This window comes from Luteibacter sp. W1I16 (genome assembly GCF_050434905.1).
GTDB lineage: Bacteria > Pseudomonadota > Gammaproteobacteria > Xanthomonadales > Rhodanobacteraceae > Luteibacter.
This window is the reverse complement of record NZ_JBNDJJ010000001.1, coordinates 1,140,380-1,158,155: the sequence shown is the minus strand read 5'-3', so window position 1 is coordinate 1,158,155 and position 17,776 is coordinate 1,140,380. Positions and strand designations below refer to the sequence as shown.

General features: G+C 66.7%; 17 protein-coding genes and 1 pseudogene. 3 read left to right on the top strand and 15 right to left on the bottom strand.

Annotated elements, in window-relative coordinates; genetic code table 11:
- Nucleotides 1-2 precede the first annotated feature (2 nt).
- The 3 genes from QFZ41_RS05200 to QFZ41_RS05190 are packed head-to-tail and all read left to right on the top strand — an operon-like array spanning nt 3 to nt 2,615.
- Nucleotides 3-488: a molybdenum cofactor biosynthesis protein MoaE gene (locus tag QFZ41_RS05200; protein ID WP_429197767.1), complete on the top strand. Its 486-nt coding sequence runs from the start codon at nt 3-5 to the stop codon at nt 486-488.
- Complete coding sequence (gene moaCB / locus QFZ41_RS05195) at nt 485-1,423, top strand: bifunctional molybdenum cofactor biosynthesis protein MoaC/MoaB (protein WP_429197766.1); 939 nt, start codon at nt 485-487, stop codon at nt 1,421-1,423. Before QFZ41_RS05200 ends, moaCB begins: the two co-directional genes overlap by 4 nt.
- 1 nt (nt 1,424) lies before the next feature.
- Nucleotides 1,425-2,615: a molybdopterin molybdotransferase MoeA gene (locus QFZ41_RS05190; RefSeq protein WP_429197765.1), complete on the top strand. Its 1,191-nt coding sequence runs from the start codon at nt 1,425-1,427 to the stop codon at nt 2,613-2,615.
- Between the two features lie 134 nt (nt 2,616-2,749).
- Here the strand turns inward: QFZ41_RS05190 and QFZ41_RS05185 are convergent, their stop codons facing one another.
- The 15 genes and pseudogenes from QFZ41_RS05185 to rpsB all read right to left on the bottom strand — a co-directional run bounded on the left by QFZ41_RS05185 (nt 2,750) and on the right by rpsB (nt 17,741).
- Nucleotides 2,750-3,115, bottom strand: coding sequence for a hypothetical protein (locus QFZ41_RS05185; protein ID WP_429197764.1), 366 nt, complete (start codon nt 3,113-3,115; stop codon nt 2,750-2,752).
- Between the two features lie 113 nt (nt 3,116-3,228).
- Nucleotides 3,229-3,874: pseudogene (gene rnhB / locus QFZ41_RS05180) on the bottom strand (ribonuclease HII).
- 10 nt (nt 3,875-3,884) lie between these two features.
- Nucleotides 3,885-5,111, bottom strand: coding sequence for a lipid-A-disaccharide synthase (gene lpxB, locus QFZ41_RS05175; protein ID WP_429197763.1), 1,227 nt, complete (start codon nt 5,109-5,111; stop codon nt 3,885-3,887).
- Nucleotides 5,112-5,137: 26 nt separating this feature from the next.
- The gene (gene lpxA / locus QFZ41_RS05170; protein ID WP_429197762.1) at nt 5,138-5,911 is read right to left on the bottom strand and encodes an acyl-ACP--UDP-N-acetylglucosamine O-acyltransferase; all 774 of its coding nucleotides are present in this window, start codon (nt 5,909-5,911) and stop codon (nt 5,138-5,140) included.
- Nucleotides 5,908-6,381, bottom strand: a complete 474-nt coding sequence (gene fabZ, locus QFZ41_RS05165; protein ID WP_429197761.1) for a 3-hydroxyacyl-ACP dehydratase FabZ — start codon at nt 6,379-6,381, stop codon at nt 5,908-5,910. Before fabZ ends, lpxA begins: the two co-directional genes overlap by 4 nt.
- The gene (gene lpxD, locus QFZ41_RS05160) at nt 6,378-7,406 is read right to left on the bottom strand and encodes a UDP-3-O-(3-hydroxymyristoyl)glucosamine N-acyltransferase (protein ID WP_429197760.1); all 1,029 of its coding nucleotides are present in this window, start codon (nt 7,404-7,406) and stop codon (nt 6,378-6,380) included. The genes fabZ and lpxD overlap by 4 nt, the downstream gene beginning before the upstream one ends.
- 73 nt (nt 7,407-7,479) lie before the next feature.
- Nucleotides 7,480-9,900: an outer membrane protein assembly factor BamA gene (gene bamA / locus QFZ41_RS05155; protein WP_429197759.1), complete on the bottom strand. Its 2,421-nt coding sequence runs from the start codon at nt 9,898-9,900 to the stop codon at nt 7,480-7,482.
- Nucleotides 9,901-10,063: 163 nt separating this feature from the next.
- Complete coding sequence (rseP, locus tag QFZ41_RS05150; RefSeq protein WP_429197758.1) at nt 10,064-11,407, bottom strand: RIP metalloprotease RseP; 1,344 nt, start codon at nt 11,405-11,407, stop codon at nt 10,064-10,066.
- A gap of 46 nt (nt 11,408-11,453) precedes the next feature.
- Nucleotides 11,454-12,632 (bottom strand): 1-deoxy-D-xylulose-5-phosphate reductoisomerase, encoded by a 1,179-nt coding sequence (locus QFZ41_RS05145; RefSeq protein WP_429200186.1) that lies wholly within the window; start codon nt 12,630-12,632, stop codon nt 11,454-11,456.
- Nucleotides 12,633-12,641: 9 nt separating this feature from the next.
- A complete protein-coding gene (locus QFZ41_RS05140; RefSeq protein WP_429197757.1) occupies nt 12,642-13,460 on the bottom strand; it encodes a phosphatidate cytidylyltransferase in 819 nt (272 codons plus the stop codon).
- Nucleotides 13,461-13,472: 12 nt separating this feature from the next.
- Entirely contained in the window at nt 13,473-14,210 is a 738-nt protein-coding gene (gene uppS / locus QFZ41_RS05135; RefSeq protein WP_429197756.1) for a polyprenyl diphosphate synthase, read from the bottom strand.
- 20 nt (nt 14,211-14,230) lie between these two features.
- A complete protein-coding gene (gene frr, locus QFZ41_RS05130) occupies nt 14,231-14,788 on the bottom strand; it encodes a ribosome recycling factor (RefSeq protein WP_429197755.1) in 558 nt (185 codons plus the stop codon).
- A 98-nt stretch (nt 14,789-14,886) separates the two neighbouring features.
- Nucleotides 14,887-15,609: a UMP kinase gene (pyrH, locus tag QFZ41_RS05125; protein WP_429197754.1), complete on the bottom strand. Its 723-nt coding sequence runs from the start codon at nt 15,607-15,609 to the stop codon at nt 14,887-14,889.
- A gap of 317 nt (nt 15,610-15,926) precedes the next feature.
- Nucleotides 15,927-16,805 (bottom strand): translation elongation factor Ts, encoded by an 879-nt coding sequence (gene tsf, locus QFZ41_RS05120; protein WP_429197753.1) that lies wholly within the window; start codon nt 16,803-16,805, stop codon nt 15,927-15,929.
- A gap of 87 nt (nt 16,806-16,892) precedes the next feature.
- Complete coding sequence (gene rpsB / locus QFZ41_RS05115) at nt 16,893-17,741, bottom strand: 30S ribosomal protein S2 (RefSeq protein WP_426287013.1); 849 nt, start codon at nt 17,739-17,741, stop codon at nt 16,893-16,895.
- Nucleotides 17,742-17,776: the final 35 nt, after the last annotated feature.

Genomic DNA, 17,776 nt, shown 5'->3' with positions numbered 1-17,776 from the left:
CCATGTCGCACGAAGTCCTTTCGCACGCTCCTGTCTCCGTCGAACCCCTGCTGGAACTGGATGCGCATCCGGAATGCGGGGGGCTGGCGCTGTTCGTCGGCACCGTTCGCGATCATCACGAGGGGCGGCAGGTGCGCCACCTGAAGTACACGGCGCACGAACCGCTGGCCGCGAAGGTGATTCGCGACGTCGAGCACGCAACCCGCGAGCGCTACGGGGTACCGTATGTGCGTATCGTCCATCGGCTGGGCGGTCTTTCCATCGGCGACGTCGCGATCGTCTGCGTGGTTCGCGCCCCGCATCGTGCGGAAGCGTTCGATGCCTGCCGCTACGCGGTGGATGCGGTGAAGCACGGCGCGCCGATCTGGAAGGAGGAGTTCTACACCGACGGAAGCAGCGCCTTCGTCGAGGGCTGCTGCATCCGCGACGACCTCGACGCACCGGCCACCACGCCGCACCGCCACCATTCGCATACGAGCCACGGATGAAAGACGTAAGCCAGAAGCCGGACTCACTGCGCGTCGCACGCGCCACCGCCACCCTCCATGCCCCCTCCGCCTGCATCGACTTGCTACGCAGCGGCGAGACCGAAAAGGGCGATCCACTGAAGACGGCACGCGTCGCGGGCATACTCGCCGCCAAACGCACCGACGAACTGATTCCGCTTTGCCATCCGTTGCCGATCCACCGGGCAGACGTACATTACGAACTGGCCGACACCTTCGTGCGCGTGATCGCCGAGGTGCAGACGATCGGACCCACTGGCGTCGAGATGGAAGCGCTTACCGCGGCCAGTCTCGCGGCCCTCACGATTTACGACATGCTCAAGCCTTACGCGGAACCCGACGAGTTGCACATCGAGGATTGCCGGCTGGAGCGCAAGACGGGCGGTAAGTCCCATTACAGGCGCGCACTGGCGACATCCCGCAGTGCCGCGGTCGTGGTCTTGTCCGATACCGTCGCCAGTGGCGCGAAGCCGGACACGGCGGGAGCCTACGTGCGCGACGCGCTGATCGAGGCGAACTTCGCTCCCGTGGAATACGCCGTGATCGCCGATGACGCGGATGTGCTCGCCGATCTCCTGCGCTCGCTGGTCGAGGGTGGAATCGCACTGGTCGTCACGGTCGGTGGAACAGGACTCGGCCCCCGCGATATCACCGTGGACACGGTGCGGCCGATGCTCGATGTGGAAATCCCCGGCATCATGGAGGCCGCGCGCGCCTTCGGACAGAAACGCATGCCGTTCGCGATGCTTTCGCGCGGCGTGGCGGGATACGTGCGCGATACGTTGATCGTCACCTTCCCGGGGAGCCGCGGTGGCGCGAGCGAATCGCTCGCCGCGATCTTGCCGGGCCTGGTCCACCTGCTCGAGACAGGGCGGATGGGGGGCAAGCACCCTGGCGGTTATGGCGAGGCACGCTGACGTGGCCCTTCTTCCCATCGCCAAGGCACTGGAACATTACCGCGCCAGCGTCCATGCCTTGCCGACGCATCGCGTGCCGCTGGAGCTGGCGCTGGGCGCGGTGCTGGCCGAGTCGCCCAAGGCGCGCATCGCGCTGCCACGCTTCACCCAGAGCGCCGTGGATGGTTACGCCCTGCGTGCCGCCGATGGACTCGCGCCGCTGACGCTCGTCGGCACGGCCGCGGCCGGCGATCCTGCGAAGGTGGCGGTGGGGCCGGGGCAGGCCATACGCATCCTTACCGGCGGCATGCTGCCCGAAGGCGCGGACGCCGTGGCACGACAGGAGATCGTCGAGCGCACGGGCGAAGGCATCGCGTTGCGCGAAACGGTGAGTGTCGGCGACGCGATCCGCCATGAAGGCGAGGAACTCCGCGCCGGCACGGTCATCGCCCGGGCCGGACAGCGCGTCACCGCCGGGCTCCTCGCCGCCCTGGCGATGGCCGGTATCGATTCGCTCGAGGTTTACCGGCGGCCCCGCGTGGCGGTGCTGGTCACGGGTGACGAGGTGGTCCGCGTGGGCGAGCCACTCGGTCCCGGCCAGGTCTATGACGCCAACGGGCCCTTGTTGCGCGCATGGTTCGTCGAACACGGCTACGGCGAGCCCGTGGTGGCCTACGTACGCGATGACGAGAGCGCGCTCGAAGAGGCCATGAGCGCCGCGCTCGATAGCGCGGACCTGGTCGTCACCAGTGGTGGCGTCTCCGTCGGCGACCGCGATTTCATCCCGGTCGTCGCCGACCGCCTCGGCGTCCGCAAGGTGTTTTGGAAGGTGGCGCAGAAGCCCGGCAAGCCACTCTGGTTCGGCATGCGCGAAGGCAAGGCGCTGCTGGGCATGCCGGGCAACCCGGCAGCCGTGCTGGTCTGCCTGGCCGTGCATGCGCGCGCGGTGCTGGCCCGCCTCGAAGGCGAAGAAGCCGCACAGCCGGCATGGCGCAGCGGCGTGCTCACGATGGACGTCGAAGCCGATACCGATCGTGACAGGCTGCTGCGCATGCGCCTGGATATGGTCGAAGGCGTGGCATCGCTAGAACTGTTGCCGCGACAGGACTCTCACATGTTGAGCAACCTGGCGTCGGCGCACGCCCTGGTCTGGCTACCTTCGCGAGCGACGGCGTTCGCGAAGGGTGACCGGGTGGCCTGGCTGTCCATCTAGCACCATCGCCGCAGGCCCTGGTGTGCAGACTCTCTGGTGGGAGCCGACCCTGTCGGCGATCCCGCGGCAGCGGGCCGGGTTGAGGCAAGCACCCATCGCCGACGAGGTCGGCTCCCACCACGGCCCCGCTTGGCTTACCAGGCTTTCACGTCCGACACGACGACCGTGTAGTCCTGCATGTCCGGCGAATAGCGGAACAGGCGGCCCAGGTCGAAGTCGACGCTCTTGCCCGGCTCGATGTTCGAGGTGCCCGCAGGCCAGCCCTGCTTGCTGGCGACGACCTTGCCGGTAGCGTCCTTGGCGTCGATGCGGATCTGCGCGGCGGCGGCTTCGCCGCACTTGTTGACGAGGTTGCCCTTCATGCTGAAGCGCGGCTGGCCCGAGCCCTGCTGCAGCTTCACGGCGAAGCCGTCGATGGTGAAATCCTTGGCGGCGCAGGCGGCATGCGCGGACAGCGGGGCGGCGACGAACAGAGCGGCGGCGATGGCGATCTTCTTCATGGGTGTTACCTGTCGATAGGGGAAAGGTGCACACCCTCGGGAGAGGGCGTTAGCCCTCGTATCGGCAGGTTTTGGCGAGACTTTAGGATTTTCCCGGCGGCAGCCGGCGTCGCTCAGGCCGGTTCGAAGAGATCCCCGCTGATCTCGGCCAGGTCCGGATACCAGCGCTTCACGGGCGCAAAGCTGCGCCGGTGCACTTCGCAGGGCCCCAGCCTGTCCAGCGCGTCCAGGTGTTCCGGCACGGCGTAACCCTTGTGCCTGGAGAAGCCATAGCCAGGATGCACGGCGTCCAGCGCGTGCATGTGCCGGTCACGGCTGACCTTGGCCAGGATCGAGGCGGCGCTGATCGCCGGCTCCGTGGCGTCGCCGCCGATCACGGCGCGGCCTTCGCAGGGAAGGGTGCGCGGCAGGCGATTGCCATCGACCAGGGCCAGGTGTGGACCGAGCGACAAGCCCATGAGCGAGCGGGTCATGCCGACCATCGTGGCCTGGAAGATATTGATCCGGTCGATTTCCTCGTGGTCGACGAAGACCACGCCAGTAGGCGAGCGCGCGCTCGACGATGCGGGCGTAGAGTTTCTCGCGGACGTCCTCGGTCAGTTGCTTGGAATCGTTCAGGCCACGGATCGGGCGGGCTGGATCGAGGATCACGGCAGCGACCACCACCGGCCCGGCGAGCGGCCCGCGTCCGGCTTCGTCCACCCCGGCGACGATCAGGTCGCGGGGGAGCTGGGAGGTGACGTTACGCTTGCGTGGCATGGAAGGAAGCCTAGTGCGCGGCGGGCGTGACGGGCAAGCCGGCAGGCGCCACGAGATCGGCCACGGCTTCGGCGGCGTGATCGGCCGCCCGGCCTTCGAGGCCGCCGCGCAGTTCCTGATGCAGGTATTCGAAGGCGGCAACGATGGCGCCACGGCGTTCGCTGTCACCGAGCAGTTCGAGCGTGGCCCGGGAAAGATTTTCGGCCGTGCAGTCGTCCTGCATGAATTCCGGGACGAGCAGGCCACGCCCCAGTCCGCAGGCACGGGCGAGGATGTTGGGCAGGCTGTACACGTCGGTCTTCAGCATGCGCAACATCCGCGCTATGCGATAGCTGGTCGGCGACACGCGGTAGCCGACCACCATCGGCCGCTTGGCCAGCATGGCCTCCAGCGTGGCGGTGCCCGAGGCGAGCAGGACCGCGTCGGCGGCGAGCATGGCTTCGTGGGCGTGGCCGTCCGTCAGCAGGGGCGGTGTGCCCGGGAAATCCCGCAGTAAGCCGGCAAGCTGCGCATGCACGCGCTCGTTCGCCGCCGGAACGACGATGCGCAGCGTGGGCATGGCCGTGGCGACACGGCGGGCGGCATCGATGAAGATGGCGCCCACGCGCTCGATCTCGCTGGGGCGGCTGCCGGGCAGCACGGCCAGTACCGGTGCTTCACGGGGCAGGCCGAGCGCGTCGCGCGGGCCATCGCGGTCGGCCACCATGGGAAAGCGGTCGGCGAGGGGGTGGCCCACGAAGCGCGCGTCGACGCCATGCTTCGCGTAGATCGGCGGTTCCATCGGGAACAGGCAGAGCACACGTTCGGCGGAGCGGCCGATTTTCTCGGCGCGCTTCTCGCGCCACGCCCAGACCGACGGGCTGACATAGTGCGCCGTGACGAATCCCGCCGCCTTCAGCTTGCGCTCCACGCCGAGCGTGAAATCGGGGGCGTCGATGCCGATGGTCAGCGCGGGTTTCGCGGCGAAAAGCCGGGCCAGCAATTCCCGGCGCAGGCGGAGCAGGCGCGGCAGGTGCTTCACGACTTCGGCGAAACCCATCACCGACAGTTCGCGGATGTCGTACCAGGAGTCGAAGCCGCGGGCGAGCATGCGCGGGCCACCGATGCCGACGAAGCGGGCGCCCGGAAAGCGGGTGCGCAGCGCGTCGACGAGGTCGGCACCGAGCTGGTCACCCGAGTCCTCGCCGGCGATCAGGGCGATCAGCGGAGCGTCGTTCGGAGCGGTGCTTCGCGGCATGCTGGTGGTTCTCCCCGCAGCGAGTGTCAGCGGGCGAGCGAGCGTTCGCTGCGGTCGATGAACTCGAGCATCTGGCGCACGTCTTCGCTCGTCTCGGCCTGGGCGAGCAACTGTTCGCGTGCTTCGGCCAATGGCAGGCCGGCCATGTACAGCGTGCGGTAGGCGCGCTTGATCGCGGCGATACGCGTGGTGTCGAAGCCGCGGCGCTTGAGCCCTTCGCTGTTGATGCCGCGCGGCCGGCCACGCGTCTCGTTGGCCATCATCACGAACGGCGGCACGTCCGAACCGACCAGGCAGCCCATGCCGATGAACGCGTGCGCGCCCACCTTGCAGAACTGGTGCACGCCGGAGTAGCCGGAGAGGATCGTCCAGTCGCCGATTTCGGCATGCCCGGCGAGTGCCGAGTAGTTGGAAAACACCACGTGGTTGCCCACCTGGCAATCGTGCGCGATGTGCACGTAGGCCAGCAGCCAGTTGTCGTTGCCGATCCGCGTGATGCCGCCACCGTCGCCCGTGCCGCGGTTGATGGTGACGAATTCGCGGATGAGGTTGCGGTCACCGATGATGACCTCGGTACGCTCTCCCTGCCACTTCTTGTCTTGCGGCGGTCCGCCGATGGAAGCGAACTGCGAGATGCGGTTGTCGCGGCCGATGACGGTCGGGCCCTCGATCACGACGTGCGGGCCGACCGTCGTGCCCTCGCCGATGACCACTTCCGCGCCGACGATGCTGTACGCACCGATGGCGACGTTGTCCGCGATGCGCGCGGACGGATCGATCTGCGCGGTGGGGTGGATCATTTGTCGCTCCTTGCGGCGCACATGAGTTCGCAGCACGCGACCACCTTGCCATCGACCAGGGCCTTGGCTTCGAACAGGCCCATGCCGCGGATGAGGCGCTTGAGCGAGACTTCCATGCGCAGCTGGTCGCCGGGTGCCACCACGGCGGAGAAGCGCGCGTTGTCGACCTTGACCAGGTAGAACAGCGGGCTGCCCGCGTTGCCGTCGATCTGGCTGGTGATCTGGGTCAGGAGGCCGGCGGTCTGTGCCATGGCTTCGACGATCAGCACGCCCGGCATCACCGGATGGCCGGGGAAGTGGCCCTGGAAGAACGGCTCGTTGATGGTGACGTTCTTGATCGCGGTGATGCACTTGCCCGGTTCGATCTCGATCACCCTGTCCACCAGCAGGAACGGGTAGCGGTGCGGCAGGAGCCGCTGGATCTGCTCCACGTCGACAGGGAGCGTCACGGCAGCTTTCAATTCGGTCATTGCCCTTTATCCTTTTCCAGCGCCGCCAGGCGGCGCGCGTACTCGTCGAGATGTTTCATGCGCGCCGCGTTGCGCCGCCACAGGCGGTTCTCCTGCAGCGGGGAGCCGGACGAGTATTCGCCGGGTTCCCTGATCGATGCCGTCACGAGGCTTTTCGCGGTGATGGTAACCCGGTCGGCCAGTTCGAGGTGGCCGAGGACGCCCGCGTTGCCGCCGATGAGGCAGTAGCGGCCGATCTTCGCGCTGCCCGCTACCGCCGAGCAACCGGCCATGGCGGTATGCGCGCCGATATGCACGTTGTGGGCGATCTGGATCTGGTTGTCCAGGCGCACGTCTTCCTCGAGCACGGTGTCTTCCAGCGCGCCGCGGTCGATGGTGGTGTTGGCGCCGATCTCGCAATCGTCGCCGATACGCACGCCACCCAACTGCGGCAGCTTCACCCAGTGGTCGCGGTCGAAGGCGATGCCGAAGCCATCGGAACCGATGACGGCGCCCGGGTGGACCAGCACGCGCTTGCCCAGGGTGACGCGGATCACCAGGGTGACGCGGGCGACCAGGCGGCTACCGGCGCCGACGACGCAGCCCGGGCCGATCGAGCAGTGCGGCCCCAGGACCACGCCGTCCTCGATGACGGCGCCGTCCTCGATGACACAGCAGGGGCCGACACTGGCAGTGGGATGGATACGCGCCGAAGGCGACACCACGGCGCTGACATGGATGCCGTGCGGAGCCGCCGCGTGCTTTTCGAACAGCGCGGCGATCTTCGCATAGGCGACGTAGGGATCTTTCGCCACCAGGGCCGCGCCCTTGCGCAGGGGCAGGGCGTCGGCGCCGAGGACCACGATGCCGGCCTGCGATTCCGCCAGTTGCGAGGTGTACTTGGGGTTCGACAGGAAGGTGAACTGGTTCGGGGTCGCCGCCGACAAGGTGCCGACGCCGTCCACGACGGTGGCCGGATCGCCATGCGCTTCCAGGTCGAAGCGGGCGGCCAGTTCGGCCAGGGTGAATTGCGGATTCCCGCTCACGGAACGCTCCCAAAAGAAAAGGGGTGGCGCTTGGCCACCCCCATGATTCTACAGGGTCTTCTGGAGACCGCCGTCAGAACGTATTGCCGAAGGTGAACTGGATGCGCTCGACGAAGCGGCTGTCGGCGTCCTTCTTACGGAACGGTACGGCGAAGTTGATGATCAGCGGGCCGATCGGTGCCTGCCACTGCAGCGACAGGCCCGTGGAGGCGCGCAGGTCGCTGGCGTCGAAGGAACCGTAGTCCTTGTAGACGTTACCGACGTCGACGAACCAGGACACGCGGGCCGTGTTCACGTCCTTCAGGAAGGGCAGGGGCAGGAAGACCTGCGCCGTGCCGAGCACCTTGAACGCGCCACCGACGGGCTGGCCGTAGCTGTAGTAACCGCCCGTGCACTGGCCCTTGCTGTTCGGCACCGAAGTCGTGCTGCCACCGTCGCACAGGCGCGGGCCGAGGGTGTTGTCCTGGAAGCCGCGCACGTCGCGCACGCCGCCGGCGTAGTAGTTCTCCCAGAACGGGAACTCCACCTTGTCGCCCTTGCTGTAGAGCTTCGCGCCACGGGTACCGTCGGCATTGATGGCGTAACCGTCGTTGTCGTAGGTCTGGCCGTAGGTCTTGCCATAGCCGATCTGGCCGTCGAGGTAGAGCACGAAGCCCTTGCCGACCGGCCAGTAGTGGTTAGCTTCACCGAACAGCTTGTAGAACTGCACGGTGGAGCCCGGCAGCGCGCCCGAGATCGAGGCGGTCAGCTGGCCGCCGCGGGTCGGCGCCCAGTAGCTGTTACGGGTGTCATGCGTGTAGCCCAGGCTCGACGTCCATGAATGGATCGTCTTGTTGCCCAGGGCGTTCTGGTAAGCCACCAGCTGCTGCGGCGTGTAGAACGACGTGTTGATCAGGTTGGAGCTGACGCCGAGGCTGGTCGACACCGAGTCGAAATCGGTGATGGGGATCGACAGCGTGGTTTCGAACGACTTCGTGCTGTAGGTGTAGTTCGCCAGATCGGTGTCGCCGTAATCCAGCTTGCTGTAGCCCAGGTTGTAGCCGATCTGCACACCCGAGTCGGTCAGGTAAGGATTGGTGTAGCTGGCGTTGACGCGCTTGTAGTACGTGCTCGTTTCAGCGCCGATCGAGAAGCGGTCGCCGGTACCCAGGAAGTTGTTCTGCGAGACCGAGGCCGACAGGATGATGCCGGAGTACTGCGAGTAGCCGACGCCGAACATCAGCGAGCCCGCCGACTGCTCTTCGACCTTCGCGGTGAGGTCGACCTGATCGACGGTGCCCGGCACCAGCGCCTTGTCGATGTCCACGGTCTTGAAGTAGCCCAGGCGTTGCAGGCGGGTCTTCGAACGGTCGATCGCGCCTTGCGAGTACCAGGCGCCTTCGAGCTGGCGCATTTCACGGCGCAGCACTTCGTCTTCCGTGCGGGTGTTGCCCTGGAAGACGACGCGGCGGACATACACGCGCTTGCCCGGCTCGATGAAGAGCGTGAGGTCGGCGGTGCGCTTGTCCTTGTCGAGCTTCGGAATCGGCGTGACCTTCGCGAAAGCGTAGCCGATGTTGGCGAGGATGCCCTTGATCGCGTCGGTGCTGGCCTCGATGGCGCCACGGTTGAAGGTGTCGCCCTTGTGGATGAAGACCAGTTTGCGCAGGGTGTCTTCCGGCAGGATCAGTTCGCCGAGCAGCTTGACGTCGGAGACGGTATAGACCTCGCCTTCCTTCACGCTGGCGTCCACGTACATGGCGCGCTTGTCCGGGCTGATCGCCACCTGCGTGGAATCGATGCCGAAGTCGGCGTAGCCGCGGTTCATGTAGTAGTTGCTGAGCTTTTCCAGATCGCCGGAGAGCTTCTCGCGCGAGTACTGGTCGTCCTTGGAATACCAGGACAGCCAGTTGGAGGTGTTCGACTCGAAGCCCTTGCGGATGTCCTTGTCGGCGAAGGCCTTGTTGCCGATGACGTTGATCTCCTTGATCTTCGCCGCCTTGCCTTCGCGGATCTCGATGTCGATCGCCACGCGGTTGCGATCGAGGCGGGTGACATGCGGGTCGACCGAGACGTTGTACTTGCCGCGGTTGTAGTACTGGCGGATCAGTTCCTGCTGCACGCGGTCGAGCGACAGGCGGTCGAAGGTCTCGCCCTCGGCCAGGCCGATTTCCTTCAGGCCCTTGCGCAGGTCGTCTTCCTTGATGTCCTTGTTGCCGCGCAGCGTGAGCTTGGCGATGGCCGGACGTTCGACGACCTTGATCACCAGGATGTCGCCCTGGCGGTCGAGTTCGACGTCGCTGAAGAACTTGGTTTGGTAAAGGGCGCGAATGGCGGCTTGCGCCTTGTCGTCGCTCAGGGTTTCACCCTTCTCGATCGGAAGGTAGCTCAGCACCGTGCCTTGCGCGATGCGCGTAAGGCCGTCGATGCGGATGTCGGAAACGACGAACGGCTCGAAGGCAAGCGCATTGGCGGACAGGGAGGCAAGCAAGATCAGGGCGGCGATACGCTTCATCGTCGATTCCGTTGGGTTAATTCCAGCCGACGGCGGACGAGGCCGGCGACCGAAGAGGAGCACGCGCAGGACTCATGCCCTGCGTCGTTCGGCGCAGGACGCGCGAGCGCCCGTAGCCTGGGTGATGCGGTGAGTGGGTTCCGCGCAACGCGTGAATCCCCCGTCACGAGACGAGCATTCGCTGGATGTCGTTGAAGAACGCCAGCCCCATCAACGTGAACAAGAGGACGATACCCACGTACTGGCCGGCGATCATGGTGCGTTCGCTGACCGGGCTGCCTTTGATCAACTCGATAAGGTAATACAGCAGGTGTCCACCGTCCAAGACCGGGATGGGCAGGAGGTTCAAGATCGCGAGGCTCAGCGACACCAGGGCCAGGAAGTTCAGGAACCAGCCAAGGCCACGATTGGCGGAATCGTTGGCGACCTGGGCGATGCCGATGACACCGGAGAGGTTCTTGGTCGAGGCCTCGCCGGAGAGCATCTTGCCGATCAGGTTGAAGGTGGACGCGGTGCCCGTCCAGGTGGCGCGCAGCGACTCGCTGAAGGCGCGCGCGGGTCCGTAGCGCAGCGTGGCCTCTTCCATGGGGCGGGGTGCCACGCCGATCAGCCAGCGGGTGGGCTGGCCCTGCTCGGACTTCATCCGGGCGGTGATCTCGAACGTCTTCGGCTGCCCGTCGCGCTGGACGGTGACGGCGATCTTCGGTGATATCGCGGCTTGTTCCGGCACCAGCTTGGTGAAGTCGCCGAAGTCGGACACCGGCTTGCCGTTGACGGACAGGATACGGTCGCCGACACGCATGCCGGCGAGGGATGCGGGATCGCCGGGGACCACCTGGCCCACGATGGCCGGGAGTTGCAGGCCGAGGCCGAGCTGGGTGAACCGCTTGCCGATGTCGCCGTTGGCGTTGAGGTTCTGCAGGGGGAGCACGACGTCGCGCTGGGCGCCATCGGTACCGGTGACCCGCACCGGGAGCGGATCGGTGCCGAGCAGGCCGTTGGCCAGCACCTCGGTGGCCTCGCTCCAGTTGCCGACCGGATCGCCGTTCATGGCGACGATGCGGTCGCCCGGGCGGATGCCGGCCACGGCGGCGACGCTGCCCGGTTCCGCGGTGATCACGGGGGCTACGTCAGGCTTGCCGATCATGTACATCGCCCAGAACGCGGCAATGGTGAAAATGAGATTGAAGGCCGGGCCCGCCGCGACGATGGCAATGCGCTTCCAGACCGACTTGCCGGTGAACTCCTCGTCGCGCTGGGCGGGCGAGACATCGCCTTCGCGGGCGTCCAGCATCTTGACGTAACCGCCCAGGGGGATCGCCGCGATCTGGTATTCCGTGCCGTCCTTCGCCACGCGGCGCCACAGCGGGCGGCCGAAACCCACAGAAAAGCGGAGTACGCGCACGCCACAGCGGCGCGCGACCCAGTAGTGGCCGAATTCGTGGAAGGTCACCAGTACGCCGAGCGTAACCAGCAGCCAGAACACGGAACCTAGGACAGGACTCATCGGAGAGAGAGGGTCTCGAATAAAAAAACGTTTGGGTGGAGCGAGTTTAGCAGTAAGCGCGGTGAAGCACGTCCCGGGCCACCCTGCGTGCTTCGGCGTCACGTTCCACAAGGGACTGGACATCGACCACGGGTTCGGCCGGCAGTTCCTCAAGTACCCGTTCGACGAGCTCCGCGATGCCGAGGAAGGGGAGGGTTTCCGCAAGGAAGGCCTCGACCGCCACTTCGTTGGCCGCGTTGAGGATGGCCGTGGCGTCGCCGCCCGTCCGCAAGGCCTCGAAGGCCAGGGCGAGGCAGCGGAAGGTATCGGTGTCGGGCGCCTCGAAGTCGAGGCGGGCATGGGCGGCGAGATCCAGCGGAGCCACGCCCGCCTCGATCCGCTCCGGCCAGGCGAGCGCGCAGGCGATGGCCGTGCGCATGTCGGGGTTGCCCAGTTGGGCCAACACCGAGCCGTCGACGTAGTCGACCATGGAATGGACCAGGCTCTGCGGGTGCACCACCACTTCGATCGCGTCCACCGGCGCGGCGAACAGGTGGTGGGCTTCGATCACCTCAAGGCCCTTGTTCATCAGCGTGGCCGAGTCGACGGAGATTTTCCGGCCCATGGACCACTTGGGATGGGCACAGGCCTCGTCCGGCGTTATCGCGCCGAGGTCGGCGCGCGTGCGGCCGCGGAACGGGCCGCCCGAGGCGGTGAGGACGAGCCTGCGGACGCCCGAGCGCCGCAGGTCGGGCCGCCCGCCCGGCAGGCACTGGAAGATCGCGTTGTGCTCGGAATCGACGGGAATGAGTTCGCCGCCGCCCTGGCGCAACGCCTCGAGCAGCAGGGCCCCGCCCATCACGATGGATTCCTTGTTGGCCAGGAGCAGGCGCTTGCCAGCGCGCGCGGCGGCCAGGGTCGAATCGAGTCCCGCCGCGCCCACGATGGCGGCTACGACGGTGTCGCACAGCGGGCCTGCCGCGGCCCGGGTGGCCGCTTCATGTCCCGAGGCGATGTCGCAGCGCACGCCGGCCGCGGCCAGGCGCCGGGCCAGGTCCGCCTCCATCGACGGGTCGGCCACGATGGCGAGATCGGGCCGGAAGCGTTCGCACAGCCGGGCCAGCGCGGCACTGTCGCGGTTGGCCGCCAGCACGCTGGCGCGGAAGCGTTCCGGATGGCGAGCGATGACATCGAGCGTGCTGCCGCCGATGGAGCCGGTGGCGCCGAGCACGGCGACCTGGCGGATGGCCATGGCTCAGAGCCCCAGCAGCAGCTTGCCGGCGGCGAACACCGGCAGCGCGGCGAACACGCTGTCGAGGCGGTCGAGGAGCCCGCCATGACCGGGGAACAGATCGCCCGAATCCTTCACCTCGGCGTGGCGCTTCATGAGGCTTTCGAATAGGTCGCCGACGACCGCGATCGCCACGGTGACCACGCCCAATACGGCGAGGCCGGCCAGTTGCCAGCCTTCGCGCACCCCGAGCAGGAATCCGCCAAGCAACGTGACGAGGCCGCCGGCCACGATGGCGCCATAGACGCCGGCCCAGGTCTTCCCCGGGCTGATCCGCGGGGCGAGCTTGCGCTGGCCGAAATGGCGGCCGCTGAAATAGGCGCCGGTATCGGCGAACCAGACGATCACGAGCGAAAGCAGGGTCCACCAGTTGCCGCGTTCGCCGCTGTGCATGAGGACCGCGGCGGCCAGGGTCGGCACGATCACGAAGGCGCCCACGCCCAGCTTGAGCATGCGGTTCTCGGCGTTCGGCGCCGCGGCGAAGGTGAAGTGGCGCAGCCAGAAGCAGCAGCCGATCCACCAGGCCACGCCTGCCAGCGTCACCACGGTGAGCAGGCCCGGCGTGCGCACGAGCAGCAGAGCGACGAACGTCGCGGCGGCGACACCGGCGACGATGCCGCGGCCGACCGGCGTGCGGCACCCGGCCAGCAGGCTCCACTCCCACGCGGCGCCGACGAAGACGATGGCGACCAGCGCGGCGAAGAAGCCGGTGGGCGGCAGCAGGATCAGGGCCAGGACCAACGGAATGAGGATCGCGGCGGTGGTGATGCGTTGTTTCAGCATGGGGTTCCGGCGTCAGCCTTTGGCGACCTGTTCGCCGGTGCGCCCGTATCGGCGCTCGCGGCGGGCATAGTCGTCGAGGGCCTCGTCGAGGCAGGCCTGGTCGACGTCGGGCCACAGGGTGTCGGTGAAATAAAGCTCGGCATAGGCGATCTGCCAGAGCAGGAAGTTGCTCACCCGGCGCTCGCCCCCGGTACGGATGAAGAGGTCGAGCGGTGGCTGGTCGGCGAGGCAGGTGTAGCCGTGCAGGCGTGTTTCGTCGATGGCGTCAGCGCTGAATTCGCCGCGCCCGACGGCCTCGGCCGCGAGACGCGCTGCTCGCGCGATGTCCCAGCGCCCGCCGTAGTTCACCGCAACGTTCATGTTGAGCGCGGTGTTGGCGGAGGTCCGTTCCATCGCGGCGCGCATGCGCGCGCGCAGTTCGGGCGCGAAGGCGTCCAGATCGCCCACGAAGCGGATGCGCACCCCGTTGCCGTGCAATTCGTCCACTTCCCGGTCGATCGCCTTCAGGAAGAGCTCCATCAGGGCCGACACTTCAGTGGGCGGACGTCGCCAGTTTTCGCTGGAAAAGGCGAACAGGGTGAGCGAGGCGATACCGCGGCGGAGGCAGAACTCCACCGCTTCGCGCACGGCTTTCTGGCCGGCGTGATGACCGAACGTGCGCGGGCGCAGACGCTGTTTGGCCCAGCGGCCGTTGCCATCCATCACGATGGCGAGGTGGCGTGGCACCCCGGCTTCGGGCCTCGCTGCCATGGGTAGGGTCCGATGGCGCGTCAGAGCGCCATCAGCTCCTTTTCTTTTTCCTTCACCACGTCGTCCACTTCCTTGACGAACTTGTCGGTGAGCTTCTGGATATCGTCGTCGGCGCGCTTCTGGTCGTCCTCGGTGATTTCCTTGTCCTTGAGGAGCTTGGCCACGTGCTGCACGGCGTCGCGACGCACGTTGCGGATCGCCACTTTGGCGGCCTCGCCTTCCTTCGCCACGCTCTTGGCGAGCTCCTTGCGGCGCTCCTCGGTCGGCGGGGGGAAGTTCAGGCGGATGTCCATGCCCATGGTGGTCGGGGTGATGCCTAGATCGGAAGCCATGATGGCCTTCTCGATCGGACCGACCATGCTCTTGTCGAACGGCTTGACCGACAGCGAGCGTGCGTCCGGCGTGGTCACGTTGGCGACCTGGGACAGGGGGGTGGGCGTGCCGTAGTAGGGCACGACGATGTTGTCGAGGATCGAAGGATTGGCGCGACCGGTGCGGATGGTCTTCAGGTCGTGCTTGAGCGATTCGATACTCTTGCCCATGCGGGTCTGGGCATCGTTCTTGATGTCGTTGATCATGGACGTAATTCCGGTGGAACAGGTCAGCAAGCGAGTATAGCAGCGCAGGCGGCGCGACCGTGCCGCACCGCGCCAAGGAGGCTCCGGGACCCGCGGGGTCAGCCAGCGTCGACGAGGGTGCCGACCGGCTCGCCCCGCATGATCCTCATGAGGTTGCCGGCCTCGGTCATGTCGTAGATGCGCAGCGGCAGCTTGTTCTCGCGGCACAGGGCGATGGCGGCGGTGTCCATCACCTCCAGGCGGCGTTCGATCACCTGGTTATAGGTGAGGTGGTCGTATCGCTGGGCGGTGGGGTCGCGCTTGGGATCGGCCGAGTAGATGCCGTCGACCTTGGTCGCCTTCAGCAGCAGGTCGGCGCCGACTTCCACGGCACGCAGGGCGGCGGCGGAGTCGGTGGTGAAGAAGGGGTTGCCGATGCCCGCGGCGAACAGGGCCACGCGGCCCTTCTCGAGGTGACGGATCGCGCGGCGGCGGATGAAGTCCTCGCAGACCTCGTTGATCTTGATCGCGCTCATGGTGCGGGCTTCGCCGCCGAGCTTCTCGATGGCGTCCTGCATGGCCAGCGCGTTCATGACGGTGGCGAGCATGCCCATGTGGTCGCCGGTGACACGGTCCATGCCCGAGGCGGCCAGGCCGGCGCCGCGGAAGATGTTGCCGCCGCCGATGACGACGCCGACCTGCACCCCGGCGTCCCGTACTTCGAGGATTTCCTTCGCGAGCCGGCCGATCACCTTGGGATCGATCCCGTAATCCTCGCTACCCATGAGGGCTTCACCGGAGAGCTTGAGCAGGATACGGCGGTGGTTCAGCGGATTGCTCATGGGGATCTCCAGATTGTGTGGGGCAAAACGCTGGCAGTTTAGCGCGCCGGGAGGCATGACAGGAATGTGAAAAACTGTCGCGCATCGCGTTTTCGAAAGCGCCGGAAGGAAGAGCACTGGCAGGAGCACCGGCAGGGCACTGGCAAGGCTCTGGTGGGAGCCGACCCTGTCGGCGATCCCGCGGCAGCGGGCCAGGTCACGGCAAGCACCCATCGCCGACAGGGTCGGCTCCCACCAGGGCCAAATCGGCTTCCACCAGGACCACAAAAAAGGCCGCGATCGCTCGCGGCCTTTTTCTTCCATCAGGCGGGGAAGGCTTACGCCAGGCCGGCCTGCTTCATGACTTCGGCCGCGAAGTCGTCGACGACCTTCTCGATGCCTTCGCCAACGGCCAGACGCTGCACCGTGATGATCTCGGCGCCGGCCTTCTTCAGGGCCTCGGCGACGGTGATATCACCGTCCAGCACGTACGGCTGGCCGACCAGCGTGGCTTCGGCGAGGATCTTGTTGATCTTGCCGGTCACGATCTTGTCGAGGATGTCGGCCGGCTTGGCCTTTTCCTTGTCCGACATCTGGCTCAGCGCGATTTCCTTTTCCTTCTCGACGTAGTCGGTCGGGACGTCTTCCACCTTGATGAACTTGGGGTTCATCGCGGCGACGTGCATGGCGATGCCCTTGGCCAGCTCTTCCGAACCGCCCTTGAGGGTTACCAGCACGCCGATGCGGCCGCTGTGCGAGTACGCGCCGATCGGGCCGTCGTTCTCGACCTTCGCCATGCGGCGCACGTCGAACTTCTCGCCGATGGTGAGGGTGAGGGTCTTGGCGCCTTCCTCGACCGTGCCGTCGCCGAGCTTGGCCGCCTTCAGCGCTTCGATATCGGCAGCGCCGGATTCGAGGGCGACGTTGGCGACGTCCTTGGTGAACTGGATGAACTGTTCATTGCGCGAGGAGAAGTCGGTCTCGCTGTTGACTTCGACCAGGACGGCCTTGCCAGCCTTCTGGGCGACGGCGATCAGGCCTTCGGCGGCGACGCGGTCGGCCTTCTTGTCCGCCTTGGCGAGGCCGTTCTTGCGCAGCCATTCCATTGCCGCTTCGATGTCGCCGTTGTTTTCGACGAGTGCCTTCTTGCACTCCATCATGCCTACGCCGGAACGCTCACGCAGTTCCTTGACGAGGCCCGCGGTGATCTCAGCCATGGTAATTCCTCAATGATTTGATGGGCGCCGCGGCGGTGGTGCCGCGGCGCCGGATGAAACGGAAGAGCGTGTTACGGGGTGGGGCGCTTACGCGCGGCCACGACCACCGTCACGGCCGCCTTCGCGACGCGGTGCACCCTTCTTGGCCGGGGCGCCACGACGCTCGCCACGCGGGGCTTCGTCCTTGGCGACCGGGTTGCCTTCCTCGTCCAGCTCGACGAACTCGTTCGCGTCGCCACGGGCGGCGTTCGGCGAAGCGGCCTTGCCTTCCAGGATGGAGTCGGCGGCGGCGCGGGCGTACAGCTGGATGGCGCGGATGGCGTCGTCGTTACCCGGGATGGCGTAGTCGACGAGGGCCGGGTCGTAGTTGGTATCGACGACGGCGACGACCGGGATGCCGAGCTTGCGGGCTTCCTGGACGGCGATGTCTTCGTGGCCGATGTCCACGATGAAGAGGGCGTCCGGCAGGCGGTTCATGTCCTTGATGCCGCCCAGCGAGTTCTGCAGCTTGTCGCGCTCGCGGCGGCGGGCCAGCACTTCGTGCTTGACCAGGCGCTCGAACGAACCGTCGGTCTCGGCGGCTTCGAGTTCCTTCAGGCGGGCGACCGATTGCTTGACCGTGCGGAAGTTGGTCAACATGCCACCGAGCCAGCGGGCGGTGACGAACGGCTGGCCGGCGCGCGCGGCTTCCTCGGCGAGGGCTTCACGGGCCGAACGCTTGGTGCCGACGAACAGGATGGTGCCGCCCTTCTGGGCCAGGCCCGAGAGGAAGTTCATCGCGTCGGTGAAGAGCGGAAGCGTCTTCTCGAGGTTGATGATGTGGATCTTGCCGCGGGCGCCGAAGATGTACGGAGCCATCTTGGGGTTCCAGTAGCGGGTCTGGTGGCCGAAATGGACGCCGGCTTCCAGCATCTCGCGCATGGTGACTTGTGCCATGGAATTACTCCTGGGCGAACCGCTCGAGCGGTTCT

Coding starts and splice junctions, on each gene's coding strand:
- QFZ41_RS05200 (WP_429197767.1), top strand. CDS start 3: ATGTCGCACGAAGTCCTTTCGCACGCTCCTGTCTCCGTCGAACCCCTG.
- moaCB (WP_429197766.1), top strand. CDS start 485: ATGAAAGACGTAAGCCAGAAGCCGGACTCACTGCGCGTCGCACGCGCC.
- QFZ41_RS05185 (WP_429197764.1), bottom strand. CDS start 3,115: ATGAAGAAGATCGCCATCGCCGCCGCTCTGTTCGTCGCCGCCCCGCTG.
- lpxB (WP_429197763.1), bottom strand. CDS start 5,111: ATGCCGCGAAGCACCGCTCCGAACGACGCTCCGCTGATCGCCCTGATC.
- lpxA (WP_429197762.1), bottom strand. CDS start 5,911: ATGATCCACCCCACCGCGCAGATCGATCCGTCCGCGCGCATCGCGGAC.
- fabZ (WP_429197761.1), bottom strand. CDS start 6,381: ATGACCGAATTGAAAGCTGCCGTGACGCTCCCTGTCGACGTGGAGCAG.
- bamA (WP_429197759.1), bottom strand. CDS start 9,900: ATGAAGCGTATCGCCGCCCTGATCTTGCTTGCCTCCCTGTCCGCCAAT.
- rseP (WP_429197758.1), bottom strand. CDS start 11,407: ATGAGTCCTGTCCTAGGTTCCGTGTTCTGGCTGCTGGTTACGCTCGGC.
- QFZ41_RS05140 (WP_429197757.1), bottom strand. CDS start 13,460: ATGCTGAAACAACGCATCACCACCGCCGCGATCCTCATTCCGTTGGTC.
- uppS (WP_429197756.1), bottom strand. CDS start 14,210: ATGGCAGCGAGGCCCGAAGCCGGGGTGCCACGCCACCTCGCCATCGTG.
- frr (WP_429197755.1), bottom strand. CDS start 14,788: ATGATCAACGACATCAAGAACGATGCCCAGACCCGCATGGGCAAGAGT.
- pyrH (WP_429197754.1), bottom strand. CDS start 15,609: ATGAGCAATCCGCTGAACCACCGCCGTATCCTGCTCAAGCTCTCCGGT.
- tsf (WP_429197753.1), bottom strand. CDS start 16,805: ATGGCTGAGATCACCGCGGGCCTCGTCAAGGAACTGCGTGAGCGTTCC.
- rpsB (WP_426287013.1), bottom strand. CDS start 17,741: ATGGCACAAGTCACCATGCGCGAGATGCTGGAAGCCGGCGTCCATTTC.